Here is a 13,948-nt window from a genome sequence, read left to right on the forward strand (position 1 = left end):
TCCTCACTTCACCACCGGCAGCGCAATGTAGCTTTCGTTCGCGCCGGACACCCACACCCGTTGCGTCGCCTTCCTATAGTCCGCCGGTTTGGTGAGGAAGATATTGGAAACAAAACTCTGCGGGTTGCGGTCGTAGAGCGGGAACCAGCTCGACTGCACCTGCACCATGATCCGATGGCCGGGCAGGAACACATAGTTCGCGGCGGGCAGCGCGAAATTGTACAGGAGCGGCGCATTCGGCGTCAGTGCCTTCGGCTCGGAGAAGCTTTCGCGATAGCGACCGCGAAAGATGTCCATGCCGACCGCGAACTGATAGCCGCCGAACCCGGGACGCCCCGGCACCTGGTCGGGCCAGACGTCGATCAATTTCACCACCCAGTCGCTGTCGGTGCCGCTGGTCGACGCGGTCAGCTTGACCATCGGCCGCCCCGAAATCTTGAGCGGCTGGCTCAGCACTTCACTGGTGAAGGTCAGCACGTCGGGCCGGCTTGACACCGCGCGCTGATCGTCTGCGAGCCAATTAGGCCAGGGATTGTCGTCATAGCCCACCGCCTGGACCGGGCGGTTGCGGAACAGCACCGGATGCGCGGGATCGGAGACATAGTCGGCGGTCTCCTCGCCACTCGCCGCGGCATCCAAACCCAACGTGCCGCCCGGCTTCAGATATAGCCGATCGCCCTCCCCGGTATCCTTCGGCCAGGACTGAAACCGCCGCCATTCATTGGTCCCGCTCTCGAACGCAGTGACCGGCGCGACGTCCATCGGCGCGTCCTTGAGGTAATGCGCGAGGAACGGCGCGAGCACGTTCTTGCGCCACCAGGTCCCGGTGTCCTGCCCCCAGCGCATTTGGCCGAGCGTGTCGGCGTTCTCGATCTCTTGCCCATGGTGCCACGGACCCATCGATAGATAGACCATGTCGTTATTGGCATCCTTGGGTTCGAGCGCGCGATAGGTCGCTAGCGCGCCGTAACTATCCTCCTGATCCCACAGCGAATGGACCAGCATCACCGGCACCTTGAGCGGCAATTTGGCGAGATACGCATCCATCGCGCGGTCCTGCCAGAACTTGTCGTAAGCGGGGTGCGCCAGGATGCTCTTCCAGAAGCCGATCTGGTCGAGCCCCATCCGCTTGCCGAGCTCGCCCGCCGACCCCGCGCGCATGTAGAGATCGTAGACATCGTCGCTCGAACTGACCCAGGGCAGGCTGTTGTCGCGCGTCGCTTCCTGCTCCCAGATATAATCCATGCCCATCTGGCGGAACGCGCCGTTGTGGAACCAGTCGTCGCCCATCCAGCCATCGACCATCGGGTTCATCGGTACCGACACCTTGAGCGCCGGATGCGGGTTCACCAGCGCCGCGAGCGGCTCATAGCCGTCATAGCTGATGCCCAGGATGCCGACCTTGCCGTTCGACTCTTTCAGGTTCTTCACCAGCCAATCGATCGTGTCGTAGCAATCGGTCGCATCATCGACCTTGGTCGGGTTTTCCGCCGTACCGACCAGCGCGCGGTTCATGACGAAGGTACCGCCCGATCCGTATTTGCCGCGAATGTCCTGGATCACACGGATATAGCCACCATCGACTATCACGTCGGTGGCGTTGTCGTAACCGTACAGCGAGGTGCCGAGATCGCCGCTCTTGCGGTTGGTGGTCAGCCCCTCGGCATTATAAGGCGTGCGGGTAAGCAGGATCGGCGCGTCGCTCGCGCCCTTGGGAGTCAGGATGACGGTGTGGAGCTTGGTCCCGTCACGCATCGGGATCTGGACGACGCGGCGCTCGTAATTGAAGCCGTAATTGGGCGCGACCGCCTTTACCGGGCGATCGTCATAAGTTTGCGCCGTTCCGCCCGAAGCGGCGAGCGCCGCCAGCCCCATCGCCACTGCCAGCCGCCAGCGCATGCCTCGCTCCCCTCGCCCGATGTCGGAGCGATCGTGGGCCGGAGTCGTTTCGGGTGCAACTTTGAATCGCGAGTAGGCGTCGATGATCGGGTTCAGCGCTCGAAAAGGTCGCAGAGGAGAGCAATCCGTTCGTCACGTGCGCTCGGCCTGATTCGCCCCGAACGTTCGAGCTCGGCTAGCCCATGAAGGGCTGCCCAGAATGTCTCGGTGGCGATCTCGGCATCGCTGCTTGAAGGCGCGACCGCGACCATCAACGCCGCAAACCCGTCCCTCAATTCCGATTTGGTGTCGGCCTCCGCGAAATGCAGGTTGGTTCGCATCGCGAACATCGCTTCGTAAACGGCCGGATGCTCGCGAGCGAAGGCAAGATAGGCCATCGCTACATCGCGCAAAGCGGTCCCACGGCCGGCCGGTCGTCGCGCCGCTCGTTGAAGCGCTATCGCTATTTCTCGGAAACCCTCGACGGCGACTGCCGACACAATCGCATCCCTGTTCTCGAAATGCGAATAGAGGACCGGTTGGCTGTATTCGACCTCCTCCGCCAGACGGCGGATCGTGACGGCAGCCCATCCTTCGACTTCGGCAATCGAGCGTGCCGACGCGACGATGCGGTGCTCACGTTCGGTCCGCTCCCTGCTCTTTCTCTCCGAGATGCCCAACTCGATCTCCCGCCCGACCCCAGCCAAGTCATAACATGGCTTGATAATCTAGCAACGCTAGATTATCTATCGAAACATAAGGAGACGCAGATGCATTGGTTCTCAAATGGCGTCGCACTGCTGGTCGCGATCGGGATCATCGCGATCGGCATCATGTATCTTACCCGACCGAGGGCCGCGACGGAGAGCTTCGGCCTGCCGCTTCCCGAACAGGGTGCTAACGTCGCATGGTGGCTTCGCCTCAAAGGCTCGCGCGACATGGCTTCGGGGTTGGTCGTGCTGGCCATGATGGCATGGAGCACGCCCCAGACGGTCGGCATCGTCTTGTTGATCGAGGCGATGATCCCGGCAGGCGATATGTCGCTCATCCTTGCTGCGAAAGGCTCTACTAAAAGGGCCCTTGGCATCCACGGCATAACCGCTGCGCTGATGATCCTGGCGGCGATCCCCTTGATCATGGGAGCAGCTTGAGATGTTCTACGCCGTCTCGATCTGGCTAGCCGTCATTGCGTTCTTCGGTGCCGGCTTAGTCAATGCGATCGGCTTGCCGGCGACGCAGGAGACCTTCGTCCGCTGGGGTTACCCGCGATGGTGGTGCCGCGTTACCGGCGGGTCGGAAATGGCGGTCGCGATCCTGATCGCCTTTCCTGCCACTCGAGGGATGGGCCTGATCTTCGGCGCCGTCATCATCGCTGCTGCGGTGTTGACCGCGTTGCGTCATCGCGAATTCGCCCATCTGGCGCCTTTAGCGCTGTTCGCAACCTTGCTTATGCTGACCGAGGCCGCTTCCTCGACGAGTGGTAGTTTCCCGGCCCTCTAACGTTCTGCCATTAGAGGACAGAGTCAGCCACTCACGCCCGGATATCAGATATCAATTGTCGCAGGCGGCGTAGTCGCCCGCATCACACGCTGCCACGGCGCGGCGCCATTCGGCCATCTCCCGCTCGTACCGTGCACGACTGCGGCGGTACTCCGCCATATCGCGTTCATGGTCCTGGGAAGCGGCGGCATAGTCGCCGTCGCCTGCCTCGTCACTGCGGCCGTCACGCACCACCCGCCAGGTCACGCCGCGCTTGAGCACCCTCGAATTTTCCTGGCGGTTGAGCTCGCGGGTCGCCGCGCTGTCACGCACCCGCGCCGCGGCATTGCGCATCGCCGGATCGCGCGGATCGTCGGCCAAGGCGGCCGCCGGTACCGTTGCGGCGACGATGGCCCCGCAGATCAACGCGCTAATCTTCATGACGCTATTCCCTCCCACACGTGGGTTAAGAATATCAGTGGGTCGGGAAACCCGACAAACTAATTGCGATGAAGCGCGCCCCGCTCGTCGCACATGCTGTGCGGCTTGGCGCGCCGATCCCAGCGTCGCGATGACGCGCATCCCGCGTTCATATTTTGCAACCGGTCAAGCAATCTTTGCGATTGGCATTTTGCTGCACTGCAATATCGTTGGTGACGGCGAGGATGCTGACCTGGCTTTCGATAAACGGAAGGAAAGATCATGACCAAGACGTTCTTCGCTTCTGCCGCGCTGCTTCTTGTCACCGCCGCTCCCGCCTTCGCCGGCGAAAAGCCGACCGAGATCACCTTCCAGCACGATGGTGAAACCTATACCTATACGAAGACCGAAAAAGCTGGCCTGATGATCCTCAACGGCCGTTTCCCGACGGGAAACCGCTTCCAGCTGATCGTGCGGGGAAATAAAGTAACCGGCACTGTCGATGGCGTATATGTCTCCTACCCCATCTCCTACAGCATGCCCCTCGCGCCGGCAAAGCCCAGAGCGGCCGAATTGGCTACACGTTGACTATCACCCGGCCCTGCCCGGCGACATCCGCCGGGCAGGGCCGGGAAGCGACGATATCGTCAGATCGACACAAAGCGATTTAAGCGAATTTACGAAAAATTTGGCGGGCCTCGGCAGACGGCTGAATGCGGCCATTCCGTTGCCCACAATCGAGACAGCCCGGTAGCGAAAAGGCCCGCCCCCACACGGGAGACGGGCCTTCTATCCAGGCAGCGGCGCGTTAATTCCGCCCCATCGGTCGCGTCGGAGCCGCGCCGGCCGCCGGCCCGCGTCCGCTACGCGGACCGCGGGCTAACTTCGTCAGCCCACGCGCGTGCCGGTCAGCGGAAAGCTGCCGAACGCGCCGGCCGTCACCGATCCGGTGATCGTGTCGCCGTCGATGGTCGCTTCGTTGGTCAAGGTCATCGGCATCGGCACGGTGATGTTCATCGACCATTTGATCGTGTTGCCGTCGACCACGCCGTCGGTGATCTCGGCGGTGCCCATCGCTCCCACCTGGGTACCGGTCCAGCTGGTGCCGTCCGCCTTCACCGTCAGCGTCGCCTTCTGGTCGCCCATCGGCGATTTCACGACCGTCTCGTACACGCCATCGACTGCCATTTATTCTCTCCCGTGAATTCCGTCAGCGCGCGCCCAGCGACGCCGCAGGCACGACCTCGACAGGCAGCCCGACCTTGTCAAGCTGGGGCCTGACCGTCTTGGCATCGCCGACCACGACCCAGACCACCTTCTTAGGGTCGATCGCCTGGGCGATGACGCTACGGAGTTGGGGCAAAGTCAGCGCGCGATAGCGGTCGGCGATGGTCGCGTAATAATCGTCCGGCCGTTTATAGATAAAGTTCGACACCATCGCGCCCATCACCGCGCGCGAGGTCTCGAAGCTGCCCGACAGCGAGCGAATCGCCCCGGCGATCGCGCGATCATATTCCTCCTGGGTCATCGGCTTGTCGCCGACATAGGAGGCGACGTCGCCCATCGCCGCGACGATCGAGTCGCCGGTGCGATCCGCCTGAACCCCCGCCGATATGATGAAGGGAGTCGCTCCCCGCGCGCGGGAGAAGCGGCCGCTGGCGCCATAGGTCCAGTGCTTGTCCTCTCGCAGGTCCATGTTGATCCGGCCGAGAAAGCCGCCGCCCAACCCGTCATTGGCGGTGTTGACCGGGAGCAACTCGTCGGTCCCGACCAGGCTGGTCGGGATGCCGCCATAGATCACCGATTGCGGCGAGTCCGGGCGATCGACCAGCAGAATCTTCGGCGCGGCGGGCGCGATCCTGACGACGTCGCTTTTGGTCCCGGCCGCGCCGTCCATCGTCCAGTCGCCAAGGACCGCATCGAGCGCCGCCTTGACCTCGCCGAGCGGACGGTCGCTGATCACGAACAGGGTCGCCTTATCGGGGCGCAGCCACGCCTGGCGGAAGGCGATCAGGTCGTCGCGAGTCAGTTTGGCGACCGCATTGGCGTCGCCGCCCCCGAACGCCTTGGCATAAGGCGATTGGGGACCATAGATCAGCCGCCCCATGGCGCGGCCGGCCAGTGCATTGGCGCTGGTCAGTTCCGATGCGATCCCGGCGAGCTGCTGGTTGCGCAGGCGATCGACCTCCGTCGGCGCGAAAGCGGGGTTGCGCAGCACATCGGCGAACAAGGCCACCCCGGGCTTCAGGTTGGGGCTGGGCACGTCGATCGAGAAGGCCGTGCTGTCGCTGTCGATCCCGGCAGTGATGTTGGCGCCCAGCCGCTCCTGCGCTTCGGCGTAATCGAGGGAATCCAGGCTCGTCGTGCCCGAGCTCATTACCGCCAGGGTAAGTTGCTGCGTCCCGAGCGCGGTCGGCGCATCGGCGGCGACGCCGGCGTCGAAATTGACCATGATCCGGGTGACAGGCGTCGCGGTGCGCTGCGCGTAGATCAAGGTCACGCCGTTCGCCAGTTTGGCGCGCTCCACCTTGGGAAAGGTCAGGTTGGCGATCGATCCGACATCCGGCAGCGCGCCGCGCGTGCCCTTGGCGGCGGGTTCATCGGCGGCCTTGACCGCGACGGGCTTGGGCACCGCCGCTTCCTCATAGGCATCGCGCGGGCCCGGCACGATATCGACGCCATAGACCGGGCGGCGGAGCCATTTGCCGGCGACCGCCTTGACCTTGGCCGGAGTCTCGGCGGCGAGTTCGGCCATCTCTTTCTTGTAGTGCGCGGGATCGTTCGAATAGAGCGCGCCTTCCGCCAGGGTGACGGCCTTGCCGCCGAACCCGCCGACCGCTTCCAGCCCCCGCACGCGGCCGCTGATGCTGCGCACCTGATAGCGCTGGACTTCGTCGGCGGTCGGGCCGGTCGCCAGGAAATCCGCGACGATCGCGTCGAGCCGCTTCGCGACCGCCGCGGCATCGACGCCGGGGCGCACATCGACGTTGATCTCGAAGATACCGACTTGGCTGAAGCTCTGGTTGCCCGCGCTGACGCGCACCGCCAGCTTCTCCTTGCGCACCAGCGCGTCATAGAGCCGCGAGCTGCCGCCGCCGCCCAGCACGCCCGCCGCGACGTCGAGCCCAACACTGTCGGGGTCGTTGAGGCCGGGCACTGCCCAGGACCGGGTAATGCGAGTGGCCGCGACGCGATCCTTCATCGTCTCGAACTTCGCCGTCGGCAGGGTCGGTACCGGCGCATCGGGCAGCACTGTTTTGGGGCCCGCCGGGATGCCGCCGAAATATTTCTCGACCAGCGGCCTGGCGGCGGCGGCGTCAATATCGCCGGCCAGCACCAGCACGGCGTTGTTCGGGCCGTAATGCTCCTTGAACCAGGCCTTCACGTCAGCGAGGCTGGCGCTGTCGAGATCGGTCATCGAGCCGATCGTCGAATGCTCATACGGATGCCCCTTTGGAAACAAGCCGCTCAACTGGCGATACTCGAATAGGCCATAGGGCTCGTTGTCGCCCTGGCGCTTCTCGTTCTGGACGACGCCGCGTTGCTCGTCGAGCACAGCCTGGGTAATCGCGCCGGTCAGATAGCCCATGCGATCGCTCTCGAGGAACAAAGCGCGCTCGAGCGCCGGGGTCGGCACCGTTTCGAAATAATTGGTGCGGTCGAAATAGGTCGTGCCGTTGAAATCGGTCGCGCCGACATTCTTCAGGGGTACGAAGAAATCGCCCGGCGCATTCTCGCTGCCGTTGAACATCAGATGCTCGAACAGATGGGCAAAGCCGGTCTTGCCGGCGGGCTCCATCTTCGATCCGACATTGTACCAGACGCTGACCGCGACCACCGGCGCCTTGCGATCGGTGTGGACGATGACGCGCAAGCCGTTCTTGAGCGTGAACTCGGCGAAGGGGATGTCGACCGACTTGGCCAGCACGCTGACCGGCGCGGCTGGCGGCGGGGCGGCGCGCTTGGCGGGTTTAGTCGTGGCAGGCTTCGACTGTGCGGCGACAAGATCGGGAATGGCGATCGCGAGCAACGCGACGCCGGAAAGCGCGAAAAGCTTGATGGTCATGAATGCCCCTGGTCGATCGGGAAGGAAATCGAATGACGCGAGGCTAAATCGGCTTCACGTCACTGGCAAGTCACGGGCGATACAGGCGCTCGATATTTGCTTTGAGATCACGCGGATAGAACCAGACTGGTTTTAATTTGTGCGCGACGAACATGGCCGATTGGTCGGTATAGTGCGGAGAGTCGGGCCGCGTCGTCGCGGCGCCGAACGGCTGGATCGATCGCGACGACACCCGCCCGGTTTTGTCCCATTGGACGAACATTACGAAGCTGTCGCCATGCTTGACCGCGAGCCGGCCGTCGGGCGCCTCGTCCCAATTGGCCGTGGCGCGCAGCACTTCCGGCCCGCCGTCGAGCGGCAGATCGACCTTGCCCTGGCGCAGTCGCAGCATATCGCCGAGCGGCGGGTCGAGCCGGCCGAACACGCGGCGGAGATAGGTGGTTGCCTCGATCAAAGTCGCGCGCGGATCGGACTCGGGCAAGCGCTGATAATGCCACTTCTGCCCTTCCTTCATCATCAGCGCGCCGAGCGCGTCGGCGGGGCCGTTGCCGTCGAGCATCCAATCCCATTGCCGGAGCAGCGCCTGCGCCGCGGCTACCTGTTTGTCGCCTTTCGGATCGGCGGCGATCAGGTCGGCGAACCATTTGCCGGTCCAGCCGCGATGGCTGACCCCGGTATCGAACTTGATCGCCTCGAGATCCGCCTGGCTGATGACGGGATTGGCACTCATCAGTTCGAGCGCGCGGTTGTCACGATTGGTCGTGTCGGTCTCGATCCCGAGGAGCGGTGACCAGTCGGCCGGGTGCATTTCCGACCCGGCGCCCGCCGACAGGAACGGCGTCGAATTGGCGTTGACCAGGAAGCCCGATCGCGGATTCACGTTGCGCGGCACCATCGACCAGGTGACTGTTCCCGGCGCGAAATCGGCCGAGGTGTCGCCCGGCAGCACCTTCGAATAATCGTAGCCCGGCTTCCTCTTCAGGAACGAGGCATTGTAGAAATAGGCGATGTTTCCGGCGGCGTCGGCATAAAGGAAATTGGTCGCCGGCACCCCCTGCATCGCCATCGCGCGCTGCCAATCGTCGAACGTCTTGGCGCGCGTCAGGCGGTAATATTGCTCGACCATCCTGAGCTGGTCGGCGCCGGCATAGTGGATGGCGTAAGCGCCGGATTTGGCCTCGACCACCGGTCCCTGCACCGCGCGATAGACGGTCTTGGGCACCGGCAGCACAAAAGGTCCCCACAATTTGACCGGCAGCCACACCGTCTCTTTTTCAAGCGCGCGCCACTGCCCGTCGAAACGGTAATGCGTGCCGCCGCCGTCGAGCACGAGCTTGTAAGTATCGATCAAGTCCGGACGATTGACCGTATTGGTCCAGCCCAAAGTCTCATTGTGGCCGAGCAGCGGATAGGGCGACCCCGGCAGCATGGCACCGGCGAAGTTCCAGCCGGTCTTCGAATGAACGACAAGCTCGTACCAGGCGACCGCGCCGCGCCATGGCTGGTGCGAATTGGAGACGAGCCGCGTGAACCCGTCCGACGATCTTTTGGGTGCGACGACGAACGCGTTGGATCCGTTTTCGCGACCATCAGGACCGACCGGCGTGACGTCCGGCGCGTCGGGCTGCGGCTCGGCATTTTCCTTCGGCAGCGGTTTGTCGCCAGTCAGCGCGCCCAGCGTCGCATCGAGCCCGAAGAAGAAGGGCGATCGCATCACGAAGCCAGTGGCGATATCCTGTCCGTTGACTGGGAACAACCTGGCCAGCTTCACTTCGCCCGGATGCCGCGCGGCATAAGCGTTGAGGCCTGAGGCATAACCATCGAGCAGCAAGCGAATGTCGGCCGGCTGCTTCAGATAATCGCGGTCGACCGTCTCGCGCGCATGGAGCAGGTGGAGGACGTAATCGGTCTTCGCTCCGTCGGCACCATCGAGCACGCCGAGCCGCCCGCGCGCCATCGCGACGACCTCTTGCAGCGTGCTGAAATCGTCCTCGGCATGGGCATAAGCGATGCCGTAAGCGACATCGGGATCGGTCGCCCCGAAGATGTGCGGCACGCCAAAATGGTCCCGCGCGATCACCGTGTCGTAGTGATGCGCGGGTGGCGCCTCGGCGCGAACGGCGGTCAGCGGCTCCCAGGTCGCCAGGCCGATTGCCGCAAGCACCAGCAGCGCGGCGATACCCATGCCGATCCGTGTCAACATCCTCAAATCCCCGCGCTCCCCACGGTGTTCGCGGCGGGGTGTGCGCGAAGCGCGGAGGTTTGTCACGCGCGACCTAGGCAGCCGGCATCGCCGCAAGGCAGAACGTCCACCGACGCCCCCCACCGGGTCGCGACGCGACTGTCCGTCGCTGATCGTCGAGCTATAACGGCACCCCGGTGGACGGGAGAAACTCATGCGTTTGGCTGCGGCGATATTGGCGGTGACGGCGTTCACGGCGACTCCGGCGGACGCAAAAGGGATGGCGGCCGCGGCGCGACGAGCGATGGCGGAGACGCAGGCCAATGGCCTGGCGATCGCGGTGATCGATCACGGCCGGGTTGTATCGGTCGAGGCATTCGGCAAGCGCAACGCGAAAGGCGATCCGCTGACCGTCGACACGGTGATGTACGGCGCATCGATCACCAAGGCGGTGTTCGGTTATCTGGTCATGCAGCTGGCCGACGAGGGCAAGGCCGATCTCGATCGCCCGATCGCGGCGATGCTGCCGCGGCCCATCCCCGATTATGGCAATCTCGACGCTTATGGGAATTGGGGAGATCTGACCGGGGACGATCGCTGGAGGGCGATCACGCCGCGCATGGCGATGACGCATTCGACGGGCTTCGCGAATTTCTCCTTTCTCGAGCCGGACCGGAAACTGCGCATCCATTTCGATCCCGGCACGCATTTCTCTTATTCGGGCGAAGGGATCATGCTGCTCCAGTTCGGGCTGGAGCAGGGCTTGGGCCTGAATGTGGGTGCGGAATTGCAGCGGCGGTTTTTCGGCCCGTTGGGTATGACACGAACCGGCTTGATGTGGCGGCCGGACTTCGCCGCCAATCTGGCCGATGGCTGGACCAGCGACGGCAAGGTCGAGCCGCATGACGAGCGCAGCAAGGTGCGCGTCGCCGGGTCGATGGACACCACAATCACCGATCTCGCCAAATTCGCAGCCTATATGGTCCGCGGCGGGGGACTCTCCCGCGCGGCCGCGGCCGAGCGCGTGCGCGGCAGCTTGCCGATCACTACCGCGACGCAATTCCCCAACTTCCTGCCCGACGCCCCGGCCGACAAGCGTGTGCCCGGGCTAGCCGCGGGCATCGGCGTGATCGCCTTCACCGGGCCGCAGGGGCCAGGCTGGTTCAAGGGCGGTCACAACGAAGCGACCGGCAACACCCTGGTATGCGTCGAACGCCGCGAGCGTTGCGTGCTGATCCTGGCCAATGACGTCCGGGCGGAACGGGCTTTCCCGATGCTGGTGAAAGCCGCGCTGGGTGAAACCGGCGCGCCCTTCGGTTGGGAATATGGCGACTATGCCGGGCGCTAGTGGGGTCTGAACCGCGCGCGGAAATCCAAAAAAGGGCGCGCCGCAAGGACGCGCCCTTCCCCTTTTCACCCGAAACCAGTCCTCAGAACTTGGTCTTGAGCGTGACGAAAAATTGCTGCGGTGCCCCCACCAGCAGCGTCTGATTGTCGCCGCGATTGCCGAAGCCGTTCGAGCCGATCGTCGCGATATATTTCTTGTCGAACAGGTTGGTGGCGTTGCCCTGGAGTTCGAACTTGCGGCCGCTGATGTCCAGATGCACGCCCACCGTCGCGTCGACCAGCACGCGTCCGGGGACCGACTGATCGTTCTCGTAAGTGAAATAGCGCTTCGACATATAGTTGGCGCCGATCCGTCCGAAGAACAGCTGGCCGTCATAGGTGATTTCGCCCGATGCGATGTGCTTCGGTGAGTCGACCACGGTCTTGTCGGCGGTGTTGGCGATCAGCACGCCCTTAGCGTTGAAGACGTTATCGCGATAGGTCGAGTCGTTATAGGCGTAGGAGGCGAACAGCCCGAAGCCGTAGGGCAGCTTGACCTGGCCGGTCGCCTCGATGCCGTAGGAGCGGACCGATCCGACGTTCTGGAGGATAGCCGGATTGCCGATGATCCCGGCGCCATTGGCGAACGCGATCAGGCGATTCTGGAAATCGATATAATAGCCCGCGATCGATCCGGTGAACGGCCCCGACCGCACGCGCGCGCCGAGTTCGTAGGTATCCGAGCTTTCGGGTTTGAGGTTGCCGAGATTGTTGAATCCCACCTGCGTGGTCGCGAACGGACCGCCGGTGGCCGAGGCGACGAAGGCGCGGGTCACTTCGGTGAAGCCGCCGAACACTTCGGCCTGGCCGCCGAGCTTGTACACGAAGCCGGCATGGGGCTGGAACCAGTCTGTGGTCTTGATCTTGCCCTGCGCCAGCCCGCCGGAAACGATCGGCGTCGCCGTTGCGCGGACGTCATAGCCCTTCCAGCCCAGGTTGACCGTCAAATTGCCGAAGGTGAGCTTGTCCTCGACATAATATTGCACGGTGTCGGTGTGGTATTGGAAATCCCATTGCGTCGCGAACGGGTAATCCTGGAAATCGAGGCTGTCGCGGGTCGAGGCCGTCAGGCTGTCGAGCCCGTAATAGCGGCGCGCCTGGCGGAAATCGTTGCGCTCGTACCAGCCGCCGACGGTCAGCTCGCCGAACATGCCGAGATCGCCGCCGACCGAGCCGAACACGCCCTTGCGGCGGATATCATATTCGGTGGTGCGAACCGAGATCGGCACGCCCGACGGCGACGGCACGTATGGGGTGAACCAGATGCCTTGCCCGTGGTTCGAATGGTAATAGCCCTTGAGGCTCCATTTGATCTTCGAGTCACCCGAACTCTCAGCGCCGAGCGAGGCGAGATAATCGTTCCGTAGGCCCGCCGCGTCGTAATAAGCGTCATCGGCGTTGGCGAAGGGCGCCGGCCAGGTCGTCCCCGCCGCCGGATTGGTCACCGGCGCCCCGGTATAGCCGGTGTTCGCGCCGACTTGCGCGACCTTGACCGCGAGCGGGAAGTTATTGCTGATATTGTCCAAATTCCAGCCGAGCCGCTTGATCATGTCGAGCGACATGTCCTGATAGTCATTCTCGCGCCGTGCCGAGAAGTCGAACGTGCCGACCAAACGCACGTCGGTCGTGACGGGCGCGACGAACTTGGCGTTGACTTGGCTCTGGCGCTGCGAGCCCCAGCCCTTCCACTTGTCGGTGTCGGCAAAGGCATAGGAGACATAGGCCGACGGCCCGTTTTCCCCCAATGTGCCGGTGTCGAGGCGGAAGAAGGCGCGCACCGCGTTGTTGCTGCCATAGGTGCCGTTGGCGGTGACACCGAACGTGTCGGTCGGGTTCGAGGAGAAGAATTCGACCGTGCCGCCGAGATTGTTGGTCGCCTGCGTCCCGATCGATCCGGCGCCCTGCGACACGCGGGTTTCGCCGATATTCTCAGAACTGATCGCGCGACTGATATGGAGGCCGTTGACGTTGCCGTAGCTGCCGTCGCCGAGCGGGATGCCGTCGAGGGTGAAGCCCAATTGGTTCTGGTTGAAGCCGCGGATCGAGACGCGTTCCGACCATTCATAGGCGCCGAACGGGTCGGCTGACTGGAAATTGACGCCGGGTAGTTTGGAGATCGCCTTGAGCGGGCTGGTGCCCGAGGCCAGGATGTCGATGTCCGCGGCGCCGATCCGCTGCACTTGGCGCGATTCACCGCGGCCGATGACGACGATGTCGGTCGTGTCGGTAGCGGCAGGCGCGCTATCGTCGGCCGCCGGGGCCGCGGCCGCGGATTTGTCGTCGGCAGCGGGCTTATCCGCGGCTTGAGCGGCGAGGGGCCAGGACAAAGCGGTGCCGGCGAGCAGACAGGCGGATACGATGCGGATCATAAACATTCCCTTTGGGCTACGTGGATCGTTCCCTCTGGGCTCGCGCCTAGGCATGCTGCGTTGCACAATGGCGGCATTTGGGTTGCAGTCTGGAGAAAGGTCCGTGACGGACCCGTGACGATCGCAACCCAGGGCAGTTACGAATTGTGCCGACAAACCTTGTGTTGC

11 protein-coding genes are annotated in these 13,948 nt (G+C 63.8%); 4 read left to right on the forward strand and 7 right to left on the reverse strand.

The annotated features are described in order from the left end of the window. Positions 1 to 3 precede the first annotated feature (3 nt). Both SAS01S_RS09270 and SAS01S_RS09275 read right to left on the reverse strand, forming a co-directional pair. Positions 4 to 1,899, reverse strand: coding sequence for a CocE/NonD family hydrolase (locus SAS01S_RS09270; protein ID WP_066807398.1), 1,896 nt, complete (start codon positions 1,897 to 1,899; stop codon positions 4 to 6). A gap of 92 nt (positions 1,900 to 1,991) precedes the next feature. After that, complete coding sequence (locus tag SAS01S_RS09275) at positions 1,992 to 2,558, reverse strand: TetR/AcrR family transcriptional regulator (RefSeq protein WP_066807399.1); 567 nt, start codon at positions 2,556 to 2,558, stop codon at positions 1,992 to 1,994. A gap of 90 nt (positions 2,559 to 2,648) precedes the next feature. Between SAS01S_RS09275 and SAS01S_RS09280 the strand changes: the two genes are divergently transcribed. Both SAS01S_RS09280 and SAS01S_RS09285 read left to right on the forward strand, forming a co-directional pair. Beyond that, on the forward strand, positions 2,649 to 3,029 hold the full coding sequence (locus tag SAS01S_RS09280) for a DUF4267 domain-containing protein (protein ID WP_066807400.1): 381 nt from the start codon (positions 2,649 to 2,651) through the stop codon (positions 3,027 to 3,029). A gap of 1 nt (position 3,030) precedes the next feature. Further along, complete coding sequence (locus SAS01S_RS09285; RefSeq protein WP_066807401.1) at positions 3,031 to 3,378, forward strand: DoxX family protein; 348 nt, start codon at positions 3,031 to 3,033, stop codon at positions 3,376 to 3,378. Between the two features lie 51 nt (positions 3,379 to 3,429). On the opposite strand, the gene SAS01S_RS09290 is transcribed toward SAS01S_RS09285, so the two are convergent. Then, entirely contained in the window at positions 3,430 to 3,798 is a 369-nt protein-coding gene (locus SAS01S_RS09290) for a hypothetical protein (RefSeq protein ID WP_066807402.1), read from the reverse strand. A 261-nt stretch (positions 3,799 to 4,059) separates the two neighbouring features. Here SAS01S_RS09290 and SAS01S_RS09295 point away from each other — a divergent pair, with 261 nt between their 5' ends. After that, positions 4,060 to 4,365: a hypothetical protein gene (locus tag SAS01S_RS09295; protein WP_066807403.1), complete on the forward strand. Its 306-nt coding sequence runs from the start codon at positions 4,060 to 4,062 to the stop codon at positions 4,363 to 4,365. 300 nt (positions 4,366 to 4,665) lie between these two features. Here SAS01S_RS09295 and SAS01S_RS09300 read toward each other — a convergent pair whose 3' ends face one another. The 3 genes from SAS01S_RS09300 to SAS01S_RS09310 all read right to left on the reverse strand — a co-directional run bounded on the left by SAS01S_RS09300 (position 4,666) and on the right by SAS01S_RS09310 (position 10,046). Next, positions 4,666 to 4,965, reverse strand: a complete 300-nt coding sequence (locus SAS01S_RS09300) for a hypothetical protein (RefSeq protein WP_066807404.1) — start codon at positions 4,963 to 4,965, stop codon at positions 4,666 to 4,668. A 22-nt stretch (positions 4,966 to 4,987) separates the two neighbouring features. After that, complete coding sequence (locus SAS01S_RS09305) at positions 4,988 to 7,843, reverse strand: M16 family metallopeptidase (RefSeq protein WP_066807405.1); 2,856 nt, start codon at positions 7,841 to 7,843, stop codon at positions 4,988 to 4,990. 70 nt (positions 7,844 to 7,913) lie between these two features. Beyond that, positions 7,914 to 10,046 (reverse strand): penicillin acylase family protein, encoded by a 2,133-nt coding sequence (locus tag SAS01S_RS09310; RefSeq protein WP_245656822.1) that lies wholly within the window; start codon positions 10,044 to 10,046, stop codon positions 7,914 to 7,916. Positions 10,047 to 10,239: 193 nt separating this feature from the next. On the opposite strand from SAS01S_RS09310, the gene SAS01S_RS09315 reads away from it, so the two are divergent. After that, positions 10,240 to 11,373, forward strand: coding sequence for a serine hydrolase domain-containing protein (locus SAS01S_RS09315; protein WP_066807406.1), 1,134 nt, complete (start codon positions 10,240 to 10,242; stop codon positions 11,371 to 11,373). An 82-nt stretch (positions 11,374 to 11,455) separates the two neighbouring features. Here SAS01S_RS09315 and SAS01S_RS09320 read toward each other — a convergent pair whose 3' ends face one another. Then, entirely contained in the window at positions 11,456 to 13,780 is a 2,325-nt protein-coding gene (locus SAS01S_RS09320; protein WP_369405731.1) for a TonB-dependent receptor, read from the reverse strand. Positions 13,781 to 13,948: the final 168 nt, after the last annotated feature.

The organism is Sphingomonas asaccharolytica NBRC 15499 (assembly GCF_001598355.1).
Classification (GTDB): domain Bacteria; phylum Pseudomonadota; class Alphaproteobacteria; order Sphingomonadales; family Sphingomonadaceae; genus Sphingomonas; species Sphingomonas asaccharolytica.

Excerpts from the sequence above, each read along its gene's own strand:
- SAS01S_RS09270 (WP_066807398.1), bottom strand. The coding sequence starts at position 1,899 with ATGCGCTGGCGGCTGGCAGTGGCGATGGGGCTGGCGGCGCTCGCCGCT.
- SAS01S_RS09320 (WP_369405731.1), bottom strand. The coding sequence starts at position 13,780 with ATGATCCGCATCGTATCCGCCTGTCTGCTCGCCGGCACCGCTTTGTCC.
- SAS01S_RS09285 (WP_066807401.1), top strand. The coding sequence starts at position 3,031 with ATGTTCTACGCCGTCTCGATCTGGCTAGCCGTCATTGCGTTCTTCGGT.
- SAS01S_RS09300 (WP_066807404.1), bottom strand. The coding sequence starts at position 4,965 with ATGGCAGTCGATGGCGTGTACGAGACGGTCGTGAAATCGCCGATGGGC.
- SAS01S_RS09305 (WP_066807405.1), bottom strand. The coding sequence starts at position 7,843 with ATGACCATCAAGCTTTTCGCGCTTTCCGGCGTCGCGTTGCTCGCGATC.
- SAS01S_RS09290 (WP_066807402.1), bottom strand. The coding sequence starts at position 3,798 with ATGAAGATTAGCGCGTTGATCTGCGGGGCCATCGTCGCCGCAACGGTA.
- SAS01S_RS09315 (WP_066807406.1), top strand. The coding sequence starts at position 10,240 with ATGCGTTTGGCTGCGGCGATATTGGCGGTGACGGCGTTCACGGCGACT.
- SAS01S_RS09295 (WP_066807403.1), top strand. The coding sequence starts at position 4,060 with ATGACCAAGACGTTCTTCGCTTCTGCCGCGCTGCTTCTTGTCACCGCC.
- SAS01S_RS09280 (WP_066807400.1), top strand. The coding sequence starts at position 2,649 with ATGCATTGGTTCTCAAATGGCGTCGCACTGCTGGTCGCGATCGGGATC.
- SAS01S_RS09310 (WP_245656822.1), bottom strand. The coding sequence starts at position 10,046 with ATGTTGACACGGATCGGCATGGGTATCGCCGCGCTGCTGGTGCTTGCG.